General features: G+C 69.1%; 17 protein-coding genes. 9 read left to right on the plus strand and 8 right to left on the minus strand.

The genetic code is table 11. The annotated features are described in order from the left end of the window. Window positions 1–23 precede the first annotated feature (23 nt). The gene (locus OHS18_RS37385; protein WP_328444499.1) at window positions 24–1,313 is read left to right on the plus strand and encodes a ThuA domain-containing protein; all 1,290 of its coding nucleotides are present in this window, start codon (window positions 24–26) and stop codon (window positions 1,311–1,313) included. 63 nt (window positions 1,314–1,376) lie between these two features. Here OHS18_RS37385 and OHS18_RS37390 read toward each other — a convergent pair whose 3' ends face one another. Together OHS18_RS37390 and OHS18_RS37395 are read right to left on the minus strand one after the other, a co-directional pair. Continuing rightward, window positions 1,377–1,721, minus strand: a complete 345-nt coding sequence (locus OHS18_RS37390; protein ID WP_328613933.1) for a hypothetical protein — start codon at window positions 1,719–1,721, stop codon at window positions 1,377–1,379. Then, the gene (locus OHS18_RS37395) at window positions 1,718–2,983 is read right to left on the minus strand and encodes a PepSY-associated TM helix domain-containing protein (protein WP_328613934.1); all 1,266 of its coding nucleotides are present in this window, start codon (window positions 2,981–2,983) and stop codon (window positions 1,718–1,720) included. The genes OHS18_RS37390 and OHS18_RS37395 overlap by 4 nt, the downstream gene beginning before the upstream one ends. Window positions 2,984–3,115: 132 nt before the next feature. Here OHS18_RS37395 and OHS18_RS37400 point away from each other — a divergent pair, with 132 nt between their 5' ends. The 6 genes from OHS18_RS37400 (at window position 3,116) to OHS18_RS37425 (ending at window position 9,018) form a co-directional block, all read left to right on the plus strand. After that, window positions 3,116–4,423 carry a family 1 glycosylhydrolase gene (locus OHS18_RS37400; RefSeq protein WP_328613935.1) on the plus strand — a complete coding sequence of 436 codons (1,308 nt, stop codon included), beginning with the start codon at window positions 3,116–3,118 and terminating at the stop codon, window positions 4,421–4,423. A gap of 97 nt (window positions 4,424–4,520) precedes the next feature. After that, window positions 4,521–5,705, plus strand: coding sequence for a lipid-transfer protein (locus tag OHS18_RS37405; protein ID WP_328444495.1), 1,185 nt, complete (start codon window positions 4,521–4,523; stop codon window positions 5,703–5,705). Window positions 5,706–5,712: 7 nt separating this feature from the next. Beyond that, the gene (locus tag OHS18_RS37410; protein ID WP_328613936.1) at window positions 5,713–6,144 is read left to right on the plus strand and encodes a type II toxin-antitoxin system Rv0910 family toxin; all 432 of its coding nucleotides are present in this window, start codon (window positions 5,713–5,715) and stop codon (window positions 6,142–6,144) included. After that, window positions 6,141–6,977, plus strand: a complete 837-nt coding sequence (locus OHS18_RS37415) for a MaoC/PaaZ C-terminal domain-containing protein (protein WP_328613937.1) — start codon at window positions 6,141–6,143, stop codon at window positions 6,975–6,977. The genes OHS18_RS37410 and OHS18_RS37415 overlap by 4 nt, the downstream gene beginning before the upstream one ends. After that, window positions 6,977–7,846 (plus strand): SDR family oxidoreductase, encoded by an 870-nt coding sequence (locus OHS18_RS37420; protein ID WP_328613938.1) that lies wholly within the window; start codon window positions 6,977–6,979, stop codon window positions 7,844–7,846. The genes OHS18_RS37415 and OHS18_RS37420 overlap by 1 nt, the downstream gene beginning before the upstream one ends. Further along, window positions 7,843–9,018, plus strand: coding sequence for an acyl-CoA dehydrogenase family protein (locus OHS18_RS37425; RefSeq protein WP_328613939.1), 1,176 nt, complete (start codon window positions 7,843–7,845; stop codon window positions 9,016–9,018). Before OHS18_RS37420 ends, OHS18_RS37425 begins: the two co-directional genes overlap by 4 nt. 52 nt (window positions 9,019–9,070) lie before the next feature. On the opposite strand, the gene OHS18_RS37430 is transcribed toward OHS18_RS37425, so the two are convergent. From OHS18_RS37430 to OHS18_RS37440, 3 genes are all read right to left on the minus strand, one after another. Continuing rightward, the gene (locus tag OHS18_RS37430; protein ID WP_328613940.1) at window positions 9,071–12,859 is read right to left on the minus strand and encodes a DNA topoisomerase (ATP-hydrolyzing); all 3,789 of its coding nucleotides are present in this window, start codon (window positions 12,857–12,859) and stop codon (window positions 9,071–9,073) included. 29 nt (window positions 12,860–12,888) lie between these two features. Further along, complete coding sequence (locus tag OHS18_RS37435; protein WP_328613941.1) at window positions 12,889–14,940, minus strand: DNA gyrase/topoisomerase IV subunit B; 2,052 nt, start codon at window positions 14,938–14,940, stop codon at window positions 12,889–12,891. 132 nt (window positions 14,941–15,072) lie between these two features. Next, entirely contained in the window at window positions 15,073–16,380 is a 1,308-nt protein-coding gene (locus OHS18_RS37440; protein WP_328613942.1) for a hypothetical protein, read from the minus strand. 114 nt (window positions 16,381–16,494) lie between these two features. Between OHS18_RS37440 and OHS18_RS37445 the strand changes: the two genes are divergently transcribed. Together OHS18_RS37445 and OHS18_RS37450 are read left to right on the plus strand one after the other, a co-directional pair. Then, complete coding sequence (locus tag OHS18_RS37445) at window positions 16,495–17,592, plus strand: LLM class flavin-dependent oxidoreductase (protein WP_328613943.1); 1,098 nt, start codon at window positions 16,495–16,497, stop codon at window positions 17,590–17,592. Beyond that, window positions 17,589–18,185, plus strand: coding sequence for a CE1759 family FMN reductase (locus OHS18_RS37450; protein WP_328613944.1), 597 nt, complete (start codon window positions 17,589–17,591; stop codon window positions 18,183–18,185). Before OHS18_RS37445 ends, OHS18_RS37450 begins: the two co-directional genes overlap by 4 nt. On the opposite strand, the gene OHS18_RS37455 is transcribed toward OHS18_RS37450, so the two are convergent. Genes OHS18_RS37455 through OHS18_RS37465 form a run of 3 tightly spaced genes read right to left on the minus strand, consistent with a single transcriptional unit; the run spans window position 18,173 to window position 19,573 of the window. Next, on the minus strand, window positions 18,173–18,772 hold the full coding sequence (locus OHS18_RS37455) for a dihydrofolate reductase family protein (RefSeq protein ID WP_328613945.1): 600 nt from the start codon (window positions 18,770–18,772) through the stop codon (window positions 18,173–18,175). The genes OHS18_RS37450 and OHS18_RS37455 overlap by 13 nt on opposite strands. Window position 18,773: 1 nt before the next feature. After that, complete coding sequence (locus OHS18_RS37460) at window positions 18,774–19,241, minus strand: SRPBCC family protein (RefSeq protein WP_328613946.1); 468 nt, start codon at window positions 19,239–19,241, stop codon at window positions 18,774–18,776. Beyond that, window positions 19,238–19,573: an ArsR/SmtB family transcription factor gene (locus tag OHS18_RS37465; protein ID WP_328613947.1), complete on the minus strand. Its 336-nt coding sequence runs from the start codon at window positions 19,571–19,573 to the stop codon at window positions 19,238–19,240. Before OHS18_RS37465 ends, OHS18_RS37460 begins: the two co-directional genes overlap by 4 nt. Between the last annotated feature and the right edge of the window lie 123 nt (window positions 19,574–19,696).

Genomic DNA, 19,696 nt, shown 5'->3' on the forward strand with positions numbered 1-19,696 from the left:
CGCCCCCACCGGAAGGAACACGCATGCCGTCCAGAACCCGCCGCCCCCTGATCCGGATACTGGCGTTCTTCGCCGCGCTGCTGGGGCTCAGCCTCGGCAGCCCGGCGGCCCCCGTCGCGCACGCCGCGACGCCGTTCAAAGTGCTCGCCTTCTACAGCGGCACCTACGACGCCGCGCACATCAGCTTCGAAAAAGAGGCCAACGTCTGGTTCCCGCAGCAGGCGGCGGCCAACGGCTTCACCTACACCTCGACGACCAACTGGAACCAGCTGACGTCCATCACCCCGGACCAGTACCAGGTCGTGCTGTTCCTCGACGACCAGCCGCAATCGCAGGCGCAGTTCCAGGGCTTCCAGCGGTACATGCAGGCCGGCGGCGGGTTCTACGGCTTCCACGTCACGGCCTACAACGACAGCTCGACGCCGTCGTACGCCAACTGGTTCCACAACGACTTCCTCGGCACCGGCCGGTTCACCACGAACACGTGGGGCCCGACGCCGGAGACGCTGAAGATCGAGAACCGCACGCACCCGTCGACGGTGAACCTGCCGGCGACGATCAGGTCCTCGACGTCCGAGTGGTACGCCTGGCAGAACGACCTGCGCCAGAACAGCAACATCACCATCCTGGCGTCGATGGACCAGTCCACGTTCCCGATCGGCACCGACCCGAGCCAGACCTGGAACAGCGGGTACTACCCGATTTCGTGGACCAACAAGAACTACAAGATGATCTACTCGAACTTCGGCCACAACGCGATGAACTACGACACGAACACCGCGCTGTCGTCGACGTTCGAGAGCGCCGACCAGAACCGGTTCCTGCTCGACGGCCTCAAGTGGCTCGGTGGCGGCGGCACGACCACCCCGCCGCCGGACGGCTCGATCGACCCGTCGGCCTGGTACGCCGTGTCGAACAAGGCGAACGGCAAGTGCGTCGACGCGCGGGCCGCGGCCAGCGCCAACGGCACCGTGATCCAGCAGTACGCCTGCAACGGCACCACGGCGCAGCAGTTCCAGTTCGCGCCGACCAGCGGCGGGTACGACCGGATCAACAACCGGAACAACGCCGCCCAGGTCATCGACGTCGCGAACGTGGCGACGACCGACAACGCCGGCCTGCAGCTGTGGGCCTACGGCGGCGGTGACAACCAGCAGTGGCAGCCGGTGTCGGAAGGCAGCGGGTACTACCACTTCGCCGTCCGGCACACGGGCAAGTGCCTGACCGTGCCGGCATCGTCCACAGCGGACAGTGTCCAGCTGGTCCAGTCGACGTGCAACGGCAGCGCGGCGCAGTCGTTCAAGGTCGGCTAGAGGGAAAGTCCGTGAAGGCCGCCTTGAGGGACTCAGAGTCCCTCAAGGTGGCCTTCACGGACTTCAGCGCCAGGTGGCCTGGAGGCGGATCACCAGGACGGCCAGGGTGAGCAGCGCGACGGCCAGGAGTGCGCCCGCCGAGCGGGTGGTGTCGCGGGCGCCCCAGGCCAGGGCCGCAGGGAGGACGGCCAAGGAAGTGAGCAGGTAGGCCACGTGCGTGCCGGGTTCCGCCGGGTGGTGAGCGGAGGCCAAGCCGGCGATCGCTTGGGCGAGCAGGGCCAGTTCGATCAGGACGGCCAGCGGGCGCCAGGGTGGCCAGCGGTAGCGGCCGAGCGCCGCGGTGACCAGGGCGAAGACGCCAGCGAGCAGGCAGAGCATCGTCGTCGCGAAGGCCAGGGGCTCGATCACGCCCGGCGTGCTTTGCGGCGACGGCGTTTCGTGCCCAGGCGGAAGAGCCACGTCGAGATGCCGGTGAGCATCAGCGCGAGGGGCGCCAGGCCGAGGACGACCCAGACGAGCCGCCACCAGCCGTCGACGAGCCAGCCGAAGTGCGCGGCCTCGAAGACCTTGCTGTAGAAGCGGTTGGCCGTCGGCTCCGGGGCAGCGTCCACAGAGGACACGTGGGTGGCGTCGTGGCTGTCGACGTACACCGTGCGGTCGCCGCCGAAGAACGCGCGGGCGCCGTAGGGCTGGTAGCCGTCATCCGCGATCGACACCGAGTAGTAGTCCGTGCCCTCGGCGGGCGGGACGAGGTAGCGGACGGTGCCGGGAGACGCGGCCAGCGCGGCCGACGACGCCTGGTCGATGCCGATCTCCGGGGTGCCGGGCGCGGCCGGGTTCGCCGTGAAGCTGTATTTCGCCTCGTCCGGCGTGGTGCCGCCGGTGATCGCGAGCCACGCGTTTTCCACCGGCGGCAGGTAGAAGGCGGCGCCGGTGACGCCCCACATCAGCACGAACGGCACCGACACGAGGCCGATCACGTTGTGCAGGTCGTAGTCGCGCGCGAAGCGGCCCTTGCCGAGCCGGACGCGGAAGCCGTGCGAGAACTTCTTGAACCCCGGCCACCAGACGACGATCCCGGTGATCGCCAGCAGGATCATCAGCAGCCCGAGGACGACCAGGATCAGCAGGCCCCAGTTGGTGCCGGGCGGCCAGGCGAAGCCGATCGACGGCACCGGCGCGGCCAGCCACGACACGTACCCCGGATCGTCCTTGCAGGTGAACGCGCAGTCGTGCAGGTTCGTCAGCCAGCCCATGACGCCGTCGGTGAGCTTCTGCGGCCCGGTGATGTGCCCGCTGCCGGGGTCGACGGCGTAGGCCGTGGTGTAGTCGGTGTCGCCGACGGCGATGATCCCGCCGTCGTTGCTCACCCAGGCCGCGGCGAACTCCGGGTGCGCCTGCTTGACGAGGTCGCGCGCCTGCTGCGGGCCGAGCGGGTGCGCGCTCTCGGTGTGCGCGTAGAAGTCGCCGTGCGTGGCCCGGAAGTACTCGGCGCGGTAGAGCAGGATGACCCCGGCGGTGGTCTCGAGGACCAGCAGCAGCCCGAGCACCAGCGACGTCCACCGGTGCGTGACGACCAGCGCGCGTCGTACGGGCTTGCGCCGGTACCAGCGCCGTACCGCGCGTTTTGGTGGATCGGTCCTGGTCAGAGCAGGTGCTTCGGCAGTCATGACGTCCCCCGGGCTTCGTGAAGATCGAAGTGAGGTTAGCCTTGCTTAACCTTGATTGTCTTCCGTCCTTCGGTGGATGTGCGGCGAGTCACCGCGGCACTAACATGAAGTTCCTTCATGAATGGGGAAGCGATGCGGCGCAGCTCAGTCCTCGTGGTCCTGACGGTGCTCGCGGGTCTTCTCGCGGGGACGTCGCCGGCGGTCGCCGTCACCCAGCCGTTCTTCTGGGGTGTCGCGACCTCGGGTTACCAAGCGGAGGGTTCGGCACCCGACAGCAACTGGCGCCGCTACGAGCAGGCGAAGACGTCGTCGATCAAGGAGCCCTACCGCGAGTCCGTCGACTTCCGGCACAACTACGTGGCGGACATCGACCGCGCGAAGCAACTCGGCGTGAACGTGTTCCGCTTCAGCGTCGAGTGGGCCCGGATCGAACCCCGCCCGGGCCAGGTCGACGAGACCGAGCTGGCGTACTACGACGACGTCGTCCGGCACGTCCTCGACGCCGGGATGCGGCCGATGATCACCCTCGACCACTGGGTCTACCCCGGCTGGGTCGCCGACCAGGGCGGCTGGGACAGCGACCGCACGGTCGACGCCTGGCTGGCCAACGCCCGCCGCGTCGTCGACCGCTACAAGGGCCTCGGCGCGCTGTGGATCACGATCAACGAGCCGACCGTCTACCTGCAGAACGAGACCGCCAACGGCGGGCTCGCCGGGTGGAAGCTGCCGTGGGCGCAGGCCCGGCTGGTGCGCGTCCACCGTGCCGCGTACGACCTGATCCACCAGCTGGATCCCGGCGCGCTCGTGTCCAGCAACACCGCGTACGTCCCGGCGGTGCAGGGGGTGCTGGACGCGTCGTTCCTCGATCAGGTGCGCGACAAGCTCGACTTCGCCGGCCTGGACTACTACTACGGCGCGAGCCTCGACAACCTCAGCGCGATCCACGCGGCGAGCGGCGAGTTCTGGAAGGTGACACCGCAGCCGGACGGGATCTACTACGCGCTGCGGTACTACGCGCGGAAGTTCCCGGGGCTGCCGCTGTACGTCGTCGAGAACGGCATGCCGACCGACAACGGCAACGCGCGCCCGGACGGCTACACGCGCTCGGACCACCTGCGTGACCACATCTACTGGGTGCAGCGCGCGAAGGCCGACGGCATGAACGTGATCGGCTACAACTACTGGAGCCTCACCGACAACTACGAGTGGGGCAGCTACCAGCCCCGCTTCGGTCTGTACACAGTGGACGCCGCCACCGACCCGTCGCTGACCCGGCGCCCGACGGACGCGGTCACGACGTACCGCCAGCTGATCGACGGCCACGGCGTCCCGGCCGGCTACACGCCGGTGCGGCCGCCGGGCTTCTGCTCGGTCGTCGACGGCCTGGGCAGCTGCCTCGACCCCGCGCGCTACCCAGGCCCGCTGGCCCCGCTTAGCTGACCCCACCTGCCACTTGTGTAACAAAAAGCCGAGCTTTCGCTAGGAAAGATGCGTCTTCTGGGCTTGATAAATACATGCCGGTCTGTATGTTTGTTGCATGGCGAACAAGGTGTACGTCGTCGGCGTCGGGATGACGAAGTTCGAGAAGCCGGGCCGGCGCGAGAACTGGGACTACCCGCAGATGGCGAAGGAGTCCGGGACCCACGCCCTCGAGGACGCCGGGCTCGGGTACGACGCCGTCGAGCAGGCCTACGTCGGGTACGTCTACGGCGAGTCGACGTCCGGGCAGCGCGCCGTCTACGAGCTGGGCATGACCGGGATCCCGGTGCTCAACGTCAACAACAACTGCTCCACCGGCTCGACCGCGTTGTACCTGGCCGCGGAGGCGATCCGCGGCGGTCGCGCGGACTGCGTGCTGGCGCTGGGCTTCGAGAAGATGAAGCCGGGTTCGCTCGGGTCGACGTTCGACGACCGCGAGCAGCCCATGGGCCACCACATGCAGGCGCTCGCCGAGATCTCCGAGGTGCTGTTCCCGCCCGCGCCGTGGATGTTCGGCGCCGCCGGCCGCGAGCACATGAAGGCGTACGGCACGACCGCCGAGCACTTCGCGAAGATCGGCGAGAAGAACCACCGGCACTCGGTGAACAACCCGTACGCGCAGTTCCAGGACGTCTACTCGCTCGACGACATCCTCGCGTCGCGGATGATCTACGACCCGCTGACCAAACTCCAGTGCTCACCGACGTCCGACGGCTCCGGCGCGGCGATCCTCGCGAGCGAGGCCTTCGTGGAGACGAACGGCCTGGCCGAGCGGGCCGTCGAGATCGTCGGGCAGGCCATGACCACCGACTTCCGCAGCACCTTCGACGGCAGCGCGAAGAACATCGTCGGCTACGACATGACGCGCCAAGCGGCACGCCAGGTGTACGACCAGGCCGGACTGGGGCCCGCCGACTTCCAGGTCATCGAGCTGCACGACTGCTTCTCAGCCAACGAACTCCTGACTTACGAAGCACTCGGCCTCTGCGACGAGGGTGACGGCGGTTCGCTCGTCGATTCCGGGGCCACGACGTACGGCGGCAAGTGGGTGGTCAACCCGTCCGGCGGCCTGATCTCGAAGGGACACCCGCTCGGCGCGACCGGCCTCGCCCAGTGCGCCGAACTGACCTGGCAGCTGCGTGGCGACGCCGACAAGCGCCAGGTCGACGGCGTGCAAGCCGCGCTGCAGCACAACATCGGACTCGGTGGCGCCGCCGTCGTCACCGCCTACCAGCGAGCCTAGGAGAGACATGGGCCAGATCACCGCGTCCGTCGAACTGCCCGCCACGCCGGACAAGGTGTGGGCGGAGTTCTCGAACCCGAACAACTTCGAGAAGTGGCTGACCATCCACACCAAGTGGAAGGGCGACGTCCCGGCCGAGTTCGCGCAGGGCGCCCAGGTTTCCGAGGTCGTCACGATGCTCGGCATGGCGAACACGATCACCTGGACCGTCGACGAGTACGACGCGCCGCACAAGCTGGTCATCTCCGGGACCGGGATGGCCGGGGTGAAGATCCGGTTCGCGCTGTCGGTGGCGGCGGCCGGCGCCGGCTCGGCGGCTTCGATCGACGCCGAGTTCACCGGCCAGATGATCGTCGGGGCGCTCGGCAAGGCCGTCGAGAAGGACGGCAAGAAGAACCTCGACGAGTCCCTCGAGAAGTTCAAGGCCCTGGTCGCATGAAGTTCGACGCCACCGGGCTGGACAAGTGGACCGAGCCCGTGACGTTCGACGTCACGCGCGAGCGGCTCGTCGAATACGCCCTTGCCACCAACGATCCGATCCCGGCGCACCACGCGGGCGACGTCGCGAGCCCGGTGTTCGCGATCGTGCCGGTGTTCCAGTCGCTGCTGGAACCGGCCCTCGAAGTCGTGCCGACGTCGCTGTTCGGCAAGGTGCTGCACGGCGAGCAGGACTTCCGGTTCCACCGCCCGATCCGGCCCGGTGATTCGTTGGTGTCGCGGGCCAAGATGACCGGGTTCGAAGGCCTGCCGAAGGGCACCCGTGCGACGGTCTACCTGGAATGCACTTCGGGTGGCGAGCTGGTCAACGAGCAGTACGTGACGTTCTTCGTCCGCGGTTTCGACGCCGGCGAGAAGCAGGGGGTGCTCGGCCCTGGTCACCGCTTCGACGAGGCGTTGCGTGAGCGGGCGCCGGTCGCGAAGGTCAGCCAGCACGTCGACGACGACCAGACGTTCCGCTACGGCCCGGCCGCCGGCGACCCGATGCCGATCCACCTCGACGAAGACGTCGCTCGTGCCGCAGGATTGCCGGGGATCATCGCGCACGGCCTCTGCACCATGGCGTTCACGTCGTGGGCGGTGCTGACGGAGGTCGCGGGGTCCGATGTGGACAGACTTCGCCGGCTCGCCGTGCGGTTCGCGTCGCCCGTGTTACCGGGCCAGGACCTCTCGACGTCGATCTGGGACGCGGGTTCCGGCACCTTCGCCTTCGAAACCACCGTAGGGGACAAGGTCGTCGTCAAGGACGGCTTCGCCGAGATCGGAGACCACTGATGGATGCACTCGACGGACGCGTCGCGCTGATCACCGGCGCGGGCCGCGGGATCGGACGGGAGCACGCGCTGCTGTTCGCCCGCGAGGGCGCGCGGGTGGTCGTCAACGACCTCGGCGGTGACAACGACGGGAGTGGTTCCTCTTCCGGGCCCGCTTCCGACGTCGTCGCGGAGATCCGGGCGCTGGGCGGGGAGGCGGTGGCGAACACGTCGAGCGTGACGTCGTGGGCCGGCGCGTCGGAGCTGGTCGAGCAGGCGGTCGCGGAGTTCGGGCAGCTCGACGTCGTGGTGAACAACGCGGGCATCCTGCGCGACGCGTTTGTCGCCGGGATCACCGAGCAGCAGTGGGACGACGTCATCGCGGTGCACCTCAAAGGCCATGCGGCGGTGCTGCACCACGCGGCGGCGTACTGGAAAGCGCAGTCGAGGGCGGGTACGCCGGTCGCGGCGGCGGTGGTCAACACGGCGTCGGCGTCCGGGGTGACGCTGCCGAACGCGGGCCAGGTCAACTACGGCGCGGCGAAGGCGGGCATCGCGGCGATGACGCTGGTGGCGGCGGCCGAACTGGAGCGCTACGGCGTGCGCGTCAACGCCATCGCCCCGATCGCGCGGACCAGGCTGACACTGGCGACCCCGGGCATGGGCGCGATCTTCGCGGAACCGGTCTCCGAAGGCGAGTTCGACGCTTTCTCGCCGGCGAACATCTCGCCGTTGGTGGCTTATCTGGCGTCCGAGAAGTGCGCTCTGACGGGCAAGGTGTTCGCGGTGCAGGGCGGCGCGATCTCGGAACTGGCCGGCTGGCACGACGTCAAGGTCATCGAGACCCAAGGCCCGTGGGCGATCGACGACATCGCGGCGAGGCTGTCGTGATCGAGTGGTCCGAGACGGACCTGCTGGTCCGCGACTCGATCCGCGAGTTCATCGCGAAAGAGATCCGCCCGCAGCTGGATCTTCTCGAGAGCGGTCAGCTTCCGCCGTACGACATCATCCGGAAGCTGTTCAAGGCATTCGGGCTGGATGTTCTCGCCGCTGAAGCGGTCTCTCGGGTCTTGTCACCGTCTTCCGGTTCGTCTTCCTCATTGGGCGGCCAGGAGACGTTGGCGCTGATCGCGATCAGCGAGCTGGCCGGGGTGAGCCTGGGCATCGTGGCTTCTCTCGGTGTTTCCCTGGGGTTGACGGCGGCGACGATCCTGTCGAAGGGGTCTCAGGCGCAGAAGGAACGCTGGCTGCCGAGCTTGGCGACGTTCGAGAAGATCGGCGCGTGGGCGATCACGGAACAGGACTCGGGCTCGGACGCCTTCGGCGGCATGCAGACCACGGTCCGCCGCGACGGGGACGAGTACGTCCTGAACGGCCAGAAAACGTTCATCACGAACGGCCCGCACGCGGACGTCGTGGTCGTCTACGCGAAGCTGGACGACGGGTCGCCGCCGCGCGACCGGCCGGTGCTCGCCTTCGTGCTGGATCGCGGCATGCCGGGGTTCGTGCAGGGCAAGGCGTTCAAGAAGATGGGCATGATGTCGTCCCCGACGGGCGAGCTGTTCTTCTCCGACGTCCGGTTGGGCGCGGACCGCCTGCTGTCGTCGTCGGGTTCGTCGGACGCGCGGGAAAGCTTCGCGGCGGAGCGGGTGGGCGTCGCGGCGCTGTCGCTGGGGATCATCAACGAATGCCAGCGGCTGTGCATCGACTACGCGAAATCGCGGAAGCTGTGGGGTCAGGAGATCGGCCGGTTCCAGCTGATCCAGCTGAAGCTGGCGAAGATGGAGGTGGCGCGGCTGAACGTCCAGAACATGGTGTTCCAGACGGTGGCCAAGCTGCGGGCGGGCAAGCGCCCATCGCTGGCCGAGGCGTCGGCGATGAAGCTGTACTCGTCGGAGGCCGCGACGGAGGTGGCGATGGAGGCGGTGCAGCTGTTCGGCGGCAACGGGTACATGGCGGAGTACCGGGTGGAGCAACTGGCGCGGGACGCGAAGTCGCTGATGATCTACGCGGGGAGCAACGAGATCCAGGTGACCCACATCGCGAAGGCCCTGCTGGCCTGACCGGGTCGTGAGTGGTAATTCGGGTTCTGACCCGAATTACCACTCACGACCGTCAGTCGCGCTCGATGAGGTGGCCCACCACGTCCGGGCCAGGGTGCGCGTGACCCGAGCCGTCGCGGCGGACGTCCACCTCCGGTAGCTCCACCGGGTCGCCGTTGCGGGCCGAACCCGCCGGCCGCGGGCCGATCCAAGCCACCCGCAGTTCCGTCTCGCCCTTCAAGAACCGCTGCGCCCGGACGCCGCCCGTGGCTCGGCCCTTGGCCGGGTACTCGCTGAACGGCGTTACCTTGACGCTCACGCCCGTCGCCGTGATGACCATCGGCTCGCCGTGCTCGTCGTCGTCCGTGCGGACCGCTCCGAAGAAGACCGCCGAACCCGCGCCGACGTTGATGCCCGCCATGCCGCCGCCCTTCAAGCCCTGGGGGCGGACCAGCGACGCCGCGTACTTCAGCAGCGAGGCCTCCGACGTCAGGAACGCCAGCGTCTCCGTGCCGTCGCGGAGCCATGTCGCGCCGACGACCTCGTCGCCGTCCTTCAGCGAGATCACTTCGAACTCGTCCGAGCGGACCGGCCACTCCGGCGAACAGACCTTCACGACGCCCGCTCGCGTGCCCAGCGCCAGGCCCGGGGAGCCCGCCGCCTGCTCGCCCAAAGGCGCAATGCCGACCACCGTCTCGCCCTTCTCCAGCGGGATCAGCTCGCGGGCCGCCATGCCGCCGCGCAGCGAGACCGTGCCCGCTTGCTCCGGCAGCACCGGCAACGGCAGTACGTCCGTCTTGAACGCCCGGCCGCGGCTCGTCACCAGCAGCACCTGGCCACGCGCGGTCGTGTGCACCACCGCCGACACCGCGTCGTGCTTCACCCGGCCGTTGCGCCGGCGTGTCTCCGTCGACTCCTCGGACTCCGCCGCCGTGCGCGCGACCAGCCCGGTCGCCGACAGGATCACCTGGCACGGGTCGTCCGTGACCTCCAGCGGCCCGGACGGCTTCGACGCGGCCAGGACCTCCTTCAGGTCGCCGTCGATCAGCGCGGTGCGGCGCTCGGTCGGGAAGTCCTTCGCGATCTTCGCCAGCTCCGACGAGACGAGCTTCTTCAGCACGGACTCGTCGTCGAGGATCTTGCTCAGCTCCGCGATCTCCTCGCGCAGCCGCTCCTGCTCCGACTCCAGCTCGAGCCGGTCGTACTTGGTCAGCCGGCGCAGCGGGGTGTCGAGGATGTAGGTCGCCTGGATCTCGGAGAGCTTGAAGCGCGTCATGAGGCCGTCCTTCGCGGCCTGCGCGTTCTCGCTCTCGCGGATGAGCTTGATCACCTTGTCGATGTTGAGCAGGGCGATCAGCAGGCCGTCGACCAGGTGCAGCCGCTCTTCGCGCTTGCGGCGCCGGTACTTCGTGCGCCGCGTGACGACCTCGTAGCGGTGCCGGAGGAAGACCTCCAGCAGCTCCTTGAGCCCGAGGGTCTGCGGCTGGCCGTCGACGAGGACCAGGTTGTTGATGCCGAACGACTGCTCCAGCGGCGTGAGCCGGTAGAGGTCGGCCAGCAGGGCCTGCGGGTTGACGCCGACCTTGCACTCGATGACGAGCCGCGTGCCGTTCTCGCGGTCGGTGAGGTCCTTGACGTCGGCGATGCCGGTGAGCCGCTTGGACTTGTTGACCTCGTCGGTGATCTTCTCGATCACCTTCTCCGGGCCGACGCCGTAGGGCAGTTCGGTGACGGTGATCGCCTGCCGCCCGCGGCTGCCTTCGAGGGGCCCGGTCTCGACGTTCGCGCGCATCCGTACGACACCGCGGCCGGTCTCGTACGCGCGACGGACCTCGTCGAGGCCCAGCAGCTTGCCGCCGGTGGGCAGGTCGGGACCGGGGACGAACTCCATCAGTTTGTCGAGCGTCGCGGTCGGGTGCGTGATCAGCCATCGCGCCGCGGCGACGACCTCGCCGAGGTTGTGCGGGATCATGTTCGTCGCCATCCCGACCGCGATCCCGGACGTGCCGTTGACCAGCAGGTTCGGGAACGCCGCGGGCAGCACGGTCGGCTCTTCGAGCGACCCGTCGTAGTTGGGCCGGAAGTCGACGGTGTCCTCGCCCAGCTCACCGACGAGCTGCATGGCTTCGGGGGACATACGTGCCTCGGTATAACGCGAAGCAGCCGGTCCATCGTCTGGGCTGCCGAAGTTTCCGTGCCCGTCGATCAGCGGCGCGTTCAGGGAGAAGTCCTGCGCGAGGCGGACCATCGCGTCGTAGATCGCGGTGTCGCCGTGCGGGTGGTACTTGCCCATGCAGTTGTGGACGACGAAACCCTCGGCCACGAACTCGTGTGCTTCGGTGCCGACCTGGATGTCGTAGGTGACGTCCGCCGCGACCGGCTCGACCGAAACGACTTTGAGGAACGAGAACCCCTTCAACGCGTCGAGGTTGTCGGCGAGCGGGGAGCCGATCCGGCGCAGTTTGTCGATCCAGCCGTCTTGGCACGCGCGGCCGAGCGGGAACGAGCGGTCGGCCAGCGCGGTGCCGTGCCGGTCCTTGCCGTAACGGACCTCGGCGCCGCTCACCGCCGACAAAGAAGCGCGGAAGGCGTTGCCGTCGGTGTCCCGGAACCAGCCGCCGCCCGTGTGGGCCGCCGAGAATTCGGCCATGACCGCCTTGGCGGGCAGGCGGTCGTTGCCCTGCTTGCCGCCGTAGCCGTAGGCGATCTCGGTGAGCCTTTCCAGCCCGCTCTTCTTGTAGCCGATCTTGGTCCACGGCAGTAGGACGTGGGCCAGCACGGCGGCGTCCGATCCGCTGACGGACAGGCCGAGCAGGGTCTTGTGGCCGTCGGTCTTCGTGTTGCTCCAGTGATGACCGTGGATCCCCAGATCCGCGAGCATCGCGTATACCTGCCGGACGAGCGTTTCGCTCGTGCTGACGTAGACGATCTCCCGGTGGTCCTTGCGGATGTACCCGTCGCCGTCGAAGATTCCGGCGAGGAACGGCGCCCAGGACGGCCGGTTCGAGAGGACTTCCGCCGGGACGGCCTTCGCGTCGCTGAGCGGGCTCCCGGCCGCGAGCAGGCCGTCGTGCCGGGAGAAAGTGAGGATGTGCTGGTCGCGCCAGCCCGGCTTCGCCGCGACGCGGGTTCCCCGGGATACGCCGAGGCCGTTGGTCACCGCCCAGTCGTGCACCACGTCGAGGGGCTCGACGTCGCACATGTGGATCCGGACCCGGCCGTCCGCGTCGCGGTTCCGGTCGACCGCGAAGCCCTCGGCGGTGATCAAGCCGAGGAGGTAGGCGTAGCGATCGCCGCCCGCCGGCCGCTCGTCCCGGCGGGCGTTCCCGTAGGCGACGGTCAGCCGCCCGGTGAGGTCGCGCGCGTCCGTCCAGGTCAAGGTCGAGTCGTCGGCCACGGTCCGGAACCGCTGACCCGGCGTGACGAGCATCGTGTGCCCGTTGGACCAGGTGACACGCACGAGATCGGAAGCCGGGTTTTCGTAGACCTCGGTGACGGGAACGGCTTCACCGCGCCCGTCGAGGACATGGTCGCCGATCTCGATCTCTTCGATCGGCCGCAGTCCGCCCGGGGTCGACACCAGTGCGCCGCGGACGAAGCAGTCCCCGACGACGCGGGACGACTTCACGTACGCGTGCGTGGGCCGGTAACCCTGCTCGTGCATGGAAAAGAGGATCCGGCGGTGCACCGGCTTCAACCCGTCGCGCGCGTCGGGCAGGGCGCGCGAGTGGATGACCGAATACGCGTACTCCAGGTAGGAGTCTTCGATCTCCGTCTTCAGGGAGTTGTCGAAGACGTTCGCACCGGCGGAGTCGAACGCGCTGGGATCGACCTTGGTGGTGGGGCCCTTGCGGCGTGCCACGGCAGAACTCCTTGGTAGCTACGAAAATATCAAGCGTCGATGGCGTCGCGGTCGATCCGGTCCGAGGAGGCGACCAGCCAGTTCCGCCGGGGCTCGACCTTCTCGCCCATCAGCAGTTCCAGCGCGCTCTCGGCGGCTTCGGCGTCGTCCATGGTGATGCGGCGGACCGAGCGGGTGGACGGGTTCATCGTGGTGTCCCACAGCTCGTCGGCGTCCATCTCGCCGAGGCCCTTGAACCGCGGGACCGGCGTGACGATGCTCTTGCCCGCCCGCTCCAGCTGGGCGAACTTCGTCTCCATCTCCTGCTGCGTGAAGGTGAAGTGCGTCTCGGGGTTGCGGCCCTTGGTGACGAGCTTGTGCAACGGCGGCATCGCCGCGTACAGCCGGCCGTCTTCGATCACCGGGCGCATGTACTTGGCGAACAGGGTGATCAGCAGGGTCCGGATGTGCGAGCCGTCGACGTCCGCGTCGGCCATCAGGATCACCCGGCCGTAGCGCATCGTCGTCAGGTCGAACGTGCGGCCGGTGCCCGCGCCCAGGACCTGCACGATCGACGCGATCTCGGCGTTCTTCAGCGTGTCGCCCAGGGACGCCTTCTGGACGTTCAGGATCTTGCCCCGCAGCGGCAGCAGGGCCTGGTACTCCGAGACGCGCGCCATCCGGGCCGACCCGAGCGCGCTGTCGCCCTCGACCAGGAACAGCTCACTGCGCGAGACGCCGGTGGTGCGGCAGTCGACCAGCTTCGGCGGCATCGCCGCGCCTTCCAGCGCGGTCTTGCGCCTCGCGGCGTCCTTCTGCTGCTTCTGGGTGAGCCGGACGCGGGAGGCGTCGACCACCTTCTGCAGCACGACCTTGGCCTCGGACTTGGTCTTGCGGTCCTCGGTCCAGGCCTTGACGTGCTTGTCGACGATGCCCTGGATGACGCGGGTGACGCCGGCGGTGGACAGCTCGTCCTTGGTCTGCGACGTGAACTGCGGCTCCGGCAGCCGGACGTGCACCGCGGCGGTCATGCCTTCGAGGACGTCCTCGATCGTCGGCATGTCCTCCTTGGGCTTGAGCAGGCCGCGGGTCTTGGAGATGGCGTCCTGCAACGCCTTCGCCATCGCCCGGTCGAAGCCGCGGCGGTGGGTGCCGCCGTGCACGTTGCGGATCGTGTTGGTGAAGCACTCGACGGTGCGCTCGTAGCCGGTGCCCCAGCGCAGCGCCACCTCGATCTCGGCGCGGCGTTCCACATTGGACTGCATGACGCCCGCCGCGTCCGCCGCGTTCTCCTTGTAGGTGCCCTCGCCGGTGATCAGCAGGGTGCCGCAGACCGGCTTCTCGCCCGAGGGGGTGAGGAACTCGACCATGTCCACCAGCCCGTGCGGGAAGTGGAACGTCTCCTCGTTGATCGTGTCCTCGATCGCCGTGCGCAGCACGTACGTGACGCCCGGCACGAGGAACGCGGTGTTGCGCAGCTTCGCCCGCACGCCCTCGATGTCCAGCGCCGCGCCGGACTCGAAGTAGCGCGCGTCGTACCAGTAGCGGATCGACGTGCCGCTGCGCTCGCCGCGCTTCATCTTGCCGACGATGTTCAGCCCGGAGTGGCGGGTGAACTTCGCTTTCGGGCCGGGCGCGTCGAAGGTGCCGGGGACGCCGTGCTTGAACGACATCTGGTGGACCTTGCCGTTCTGCTTCACCGTGACGTCGAAGCGGTGCGACAGGGCGTTGACCGCCGAGGCGCCGACGCCGTGCAGGCCGCCGGAGGTCTTGTAGCCGGAGCCGCCGAACTTGCCGCCGGCGTGGAGCCGGGTCAGCACCAGCTCGACGCCGGACAAACCGGACTTGGCGTGGGTGTCGGTCGGGATGCCGCGGCCGTCGTCGTCGACCTGGACGCTGCCGTCGGCGTGCAGCGTGACGACGATCCTGGTCGCGTGGCCTGCGGCACCTTCGTCCGTGGAGTTGTCCACCACCTCGGAGAAGAGGTGGTTGATACCACGGCTGTCGGTGGAGCCGATGTACATCCCGGGGCGTTTGCGGACGGCTTCGAGACCCTCGAGATGCGTCAGGTCATCGGCCCCGTACAAGGTCTCGGCAGTCACAGGGTCGTTCTCCCGGATCGTGGCTCGCGAAGGTTCTGGTGGGTGCGGACTCGGCCTGCACCGTACTGCAGGATATCCGCCCACCCCGACAACTTCCGCGCGCTCCGTCCCCGGAGTGGCGAGCGCCGTCCGCTAGCGGGGGTCGAAACCCAGGTCGGGCCACAGGCTGAGCACGGCTTCGATCTTCCGCGGGACCTGGAAGCTGTTCCGGAAGTTCGGCTTCTCGCCGATCGTGGCGAGCCCCTTGCGCAGGTCCCCGAACGCCGGCCTCGCCTCGGTCTCGCGCGTCAGGATGTAGCAGTACGTGCGACGCGGGTAGGCGTACTCGTCGATGTAGGCGTGCAGCACGAGGCCGGGGGCCTCGATCCGCGACCCGACGAGCGCCCGGCCCTGCTTCTGGCTGTAGACGCGGACCACGTGGACGCCGGCGCGCAGCGTGCGCGGCGGGTCCTGGCCCTGGCCGTCGTCGGCCCAGAACAGCTCGACGCGGAACGGCGATTCGCCGTCGTCGCCGGGGTGGGTGTGGTCGCGGGCCAGCTCTTCGAGGCGGTACTCGGCCTCGGCCGACGGCTCGCCGCCTTCGACGAGGCTCACCAGGTACAGCTCGGCCGGGCGCGGCCACGACGGCCGGGGGACGTCGGTCGCCGCCGGGGTGCCGGTGGTCTCGGGAGTCTCGGGCGTGTCGGCGGTTTCCGGCTCGGTCCCGCCGGCGACGGCCGGTGCCGCAACCGGTTCCGGCGCCGGGGGAGCCGGCGGCGGGGCGACCGGGGGCGCCGGGCGCACCGGCGTGACCGGTGGTGCCGGGCGGACCGGGGACGGCGGGGGTGTGGCGGCGGCCGGGCGGACCGGCGTCACCTGCCGGGTCGTGACGACCGGCCGGGCCGCGGGCGTGCGGGCCGGCGTCGCGGGACGCGCCGGGGTGACCAGCTTCCCGGCGCCGTACTGCTCCAGGAGCGGCTCCAGGTCACCGGCGGTGAGCGAGGGCCCGGCCAGGTCGGCCCATTCGAGCCAGGCCTCCTGAGCCTCCTCGACGGTGTGCTTCTCCGTCGAGAGCGTGACGGCCTCGAACAGCTGCCGCGGCCCGGCGGCGGTGACGTCGGCCGAGCCGACCACCACGAACGCCGGGTCGTCCTCGGCGATCACCAGCTTCGCGTTCAGCCCGCGCAGCGAGTGCACGGCCACGCCGGCCTTCACCCAGTGCAGCAGGGCGTGCGGGCTCGTCGTGCCGGCGAGCACCGAATCCAGGCCCGCGTCCGTGATCAGCGTGTCGCCCGGCTGCAGCGGCAGCAGGGCGGCCGCGCCGGGACCCACGTGACCGAAGGCGGCCACCAGGTTCCGGCGTGGGCTGAGCAGTGGGGTGATCGAGGCCCAGATGTCGCGGCCGGTGAGAAGTCGTACCGAACGTTCTGCCAAACCCAGCCGAGCGAACTCCGCGTCCATGCCTCTGACCTTAGCTGGTGCCCCTCGGACGCCGACGGGGCGGAATATCTCTTGCTTGGAAGTAGTTGAACGCGCATGTAAGATGGGCACGCGCCTTCGGAAAGGGAGCAGGTCATGCAGTTCGGAATCTTCACGGTGGGCGACGTCACGACGGACCCCACGACCGGCACCACGCCGACCGAGCACGAGCGGATCAAGGCGATGGTCCGCATCGCGCTCAAGGCCGAAGAAGTCGGTCTCGACGTCTTCGCGACGGGTGAGCACCACAACCCGCCCTTCGTGCCCTCTTCGCCCACGACGATGCTCGGCCACATCGCCGCGCGGACGTCGAAGCTGATCCTCTCGACGTCGACGACGCTGATCACCACGAACGACCCGGTGAAGATCGCCGAGGACTTCGCGATGCTGCAGCACCTCGCCGACGGCCGCGTCGACCTGATGATGGGCCGCGGCAACACCGGCCCGGTCTACCCGTGGTTCGGCCAGGACATCCGCCAGGGCATCCCGCTCGCCATCGAGAACTACGCGCTGCTGCGCCGGCTCTGGCGCGAGGACGTCGTCGACTGGGAGGGCAAGTTCCGCACGCCGCTGCAGGGCTTCACGTCCACGCCGCGTCCGCTCGACGACGTCCCGCCGTTCGTCTGGCACGGTTCCATCCGCAGCCCGGAGATCGCCGAGCAGGCCGCCTACTACGGTGACGGCTTCTTCGCGAACCACATCTTCTGGCCGAAGGAGCACTTCCAGCAGCTCATCGCCTTCTACCGCCAGCGGTTCGAGCACTACGGCCACGGCACCGCCGACCAGGCCGTCGTGGGGCTCGGCGGCCAGGCGTTCATCCGGCCGAAGTCGCAGGACGCGTGGAACGAGTTCCGGCCGTACTTCGACAACGCGCCGGTGTACGGGCACGGCCCGACGCTGGAGGAGTTCACCGACCAGACGCCGCTGACCGTCGGCAGCCCCCAAGAAGTCATCGACAAGACGCTGACCTTCCGCGAGCACTTCGGCGACTACCAGCGCCAGCTGTTCCTGATGGACCACGCCGGCCTGCCCCTGAAGGTCGTCCTGGAGCAGCTCGACCTGCTGGGCGAGCACGTGATCCCGGTGCTGCGCAAGGAACTCGACGCGCTGCGCCCGGCGCACGTGCCGGACGCGCCGACGCACGAATCCCTGAAGGCCCTGAAGGACGCGGCGCTCGTCGGGAGCCGGGCATGAAGCTCGCGGTGGTGACGGCCGGGCTGTCCGTGCCGTCCTCGACCCGGTTGCTGGCCGACCGGCTGGCCGCAGCGACCGTCGCTGCGGCCGGGTCGTCGGTCGACGTCGAGGTCGAGGTCGTCGAGCTGCGTGACATCGCGCTCGACGTCACGAAGAACCTGCTCACCGGCTTCCCGAGCCCGGACCTGCGCAGGGCCATCGAGACGGTCACCGGGGCGGATGCGCTGATCGCCGTCACGCCGGTGTTCACCGCCGGCTACAGCGGCCTGTTCAAGTCGTTCTTCGACGTCCTGGACGCGGAGTCGCTGGTGGGCAAGCCGGTGCTGCTCGGCGCGACCGGCGGCACCGAGCGGCACTCGCTGGTGCTCGACTACCAGCTGCGGCCGCTCTTCGGGTACCTGAAGGCGGACCCGGTCGCGACGGGCGTGTACGCGGCTTCGTCGGACTGGGGCAGCGGTGAAGGCGCGCTGCAGCGGCGGATCGAGCGGGCGGGCGCCGAGCTGGCGACCCTCGCCGCGGGCCGCCCCGTCGTGCCCGAGACGCCGTCCTTCGTGCCCTTCGACCAGCTGCTGGCGTCCACTCAGGACCGGTAGCGCACCCGGTAGCGCAGGTGGGTGACGCCCTCGCCCTCGACGACCTCGACCCGGTCCAGCTCGGCTTCGCCGGTGCCGAGGTTTTCGAAGTAGCGGACGCCTTCGCCGAGGAACACCGGCACGAGGTCGATCGCCAGCTCGTCCAGCAGGCCGAGGGTGAGGCACTGCCGGGCGATGGCCGGGCCGGAGACGCCGACGTTGCCGTCACCCGCGGCTTTCGCCCGCTCGATCGCCGTCTCCACGTCCGGGCAGAACGTGAACGGCGCCAGGTTCTCCGCCGGCCAGTCCGCGGGCGGCGGGCGGTGGGTGACGACGAACGCCGTGCCGCCGCCGGGCGGGCGGCCGCCCCAGCCGTGCGTGTGGTCGAAGACCGTGCGGCCGCAGACGAACGCGCTGTGCTCGGCTTGCGCCAGCTGCCGCCGGAGGTAGCCCGCGCTCGGCTCGGCGACGCGGAACGTCATCGGGTAGCCGACCATCGGCACCTCGACGTCGCCGGCGGAGTACCAGTCGAACAGCGGCCCGACGGAGTTGTCGGGCCGCGCGACGAACCCGTCGAGTGACATGCAGAAGCTCGCCGCGACGGTCATCTCAGGCGTCCTTCCCGAGCAGCGTGTCGAGGCGGTCGTACGAGTCGACGATGCCGGCCTCCATGCCGCTTTCGACGGCCGCGTCGCGGGCTTCGACCGACGGGAACACCGAGTGGCCCTCGATCCGGGTGCGGCCGTCGCCGAGGCCGGTGAAGGCGATCGTCTCGAGGCAGACGTCGCCGGGGGCGCCCTCGAACTCGAAGGTCTGGATGATCCGCTCGGCGCTCACCGTGTGGTAGACGCCGCGGAAGCGGTACTCGCCGCGTTCGTCGCGGTGCACGTAGTGGTAGCCGCCGCCGGACCGCGCGTCCAGCTCCAGCAGTTCCATCTCCATGCCGTGCGGGCCCAGCCAGCGCACGATCAGGTCCGGGTCGGTGTAGGCCCGCAGCACCTTCTCCGGCGATGCCGCGACTTCGCGGGTGACGTCGATGAACGGGGTGCCGGGCTGGGCGGTGATCGTGGTGCTCATCCGTTTTCCTCCAAGGTTTCCAGGACGGCGTCGAGCCGCCGGTAACGACGTTCGGTGGCCAGCCGGTAGGTGTCGATCCAGCCGGTCAGCTCTTCCAGGGCGGCCGGGACGAGCCGGCACGGCCGCCGCTGGCCGTCGCGGCCGCGGCTGATCAGCCCGGCGTGCTCCAGCACCTGCAGGTGCCGGGAGATCGCCTGCTTGGTGATCGCGAAGGGCTCGGCGAGTTCGTTGACCGTCGCCTCGCCGCGGGAGAGCCGGGCGATCAGGGCCCGGCGCACGGGGTCGCCGAGTGCGGTGAACGCCCGATCCAGCGTCTCGTCGTCAACCGCCATCTTTATCAACCAATCTGTTTATCAACCGATGTGTTGAATATAAGAACGTGGGAGACCGCCGTCAAGGAGGTGTCGAAAGTAGGGGGTGGCTCGCGTCGTCCGGCAGCGGACGGCGGGTGGGCC

It is taken from the genome of Amycolatopsis sp. NBC_00355 (genome assembly GCF_036104975.1).
Classification (GTDB): domain Bacteria; phylum Actinomycetota; class Actinomycetes; order Mycobacteriales; family Pseudonocardiaceae; genus Amycolatopsis.

What these genes read in the sequence shown, in the direction of transcription:
- OHS18_RS37385 (WP_328444499.1), top strand. Translation starts at nt 24, where the DNA reads ATGCCGTCCAGAACCCGCCGCCCCCTGATCCGGATACTGGCGTTCTTC.
- OHS18_RS37395 (WP_328613934.1), bottom strand. Translation starts at nt 2,983, where the DNA reads ATGACTGCCGAAGCACCTGCTCTGACCAGGACCGATCCACCAAAACGC.
- OHS18_RS37400 (WP_328613935.1), top strand. Translation starts at nt 3,116, where the DNA reads ATGCGGCGCAGCTCAGTCCTCGTGGTCCTGACGGTGCTCGCGGGTCTT.
- OHS18_RS37405 (WP_328444495.1), top strand. Translation starts at nt 4,521, where the DNA reads ATGGCGAACAAGGTGTACGTCGTCGGCGTCGGGATGACGAAGTTCGAG.
- OHS18_RS37410 (WP_328613936.1), top strand. Translation starts at nt 5,713, where the DNA reads ATGGGCCAGATCACCGCGTCCGTCGAACTGCCCGCCACGCCGGACAAG.
- OHS18_RS37415 (WP_328613937.1), top strand. Translation starts at nt 6,141, where the DNA reads ATGAAGTTCGACGCCACCGGGCTGGACAAGTGGACCGAGCCCGTGACG.
- OHS18_RS37420 (WP_328613938.1), top strand. Translation starts at nt 6,977, where the DNA reads ATGGATGCACTCGACGGACGCGTCGCGCTGATCACCGGCGCGGGCCGC.
- OHS18_RS37440 (WP_328613942.1), bottom strand. Translation starts at nt 16,380, where the DNA reads ATGGACGCGGAGTTCGCTCGGCTGGGTTTGGCAGAACGTTCGGTACGA.
- OHS18_RS37445 (WP_328613943.1), top strand. Translation starts at nt 16,495, where the DNA reads ATGCAGTTCGGAATCTTCACGGTGGGCGACGTCACGACGGACCCCACG.
- OHS18_RS37450 (WP_328613944.1), top strand. Translation starts at nt 17,589, where the DNA reads ATGAAGCTCGCGGTGGTGACGGCCGGGCTGTCCGTGCCGTCCTCGACC.
- OHS18_RS37455 (WP_328613945.1), bottom strand. Translation starts at nt 18,772, where the DNA reads ATGACCGTCGCGGCGAGCTTCTGCATGTCACTCGACGGGTTCGTCGCG.
- OHS18_RS37460 (WP_328613946.1), bottom strand. Translation starts at nt 19,241, where the DNA reads ATGAGCACCACGATCACCGCCCAGCCCGGCACCCCGTTCATCGACGTC.
- OHS18_RS37465 (WP_328613947.1), bottom strand. Translation starts at nt 19,573, where the DNA reads ATGGCGGTTGACGACGAGACGCTGGATCGGGCGTTCACCGCACTCGGC.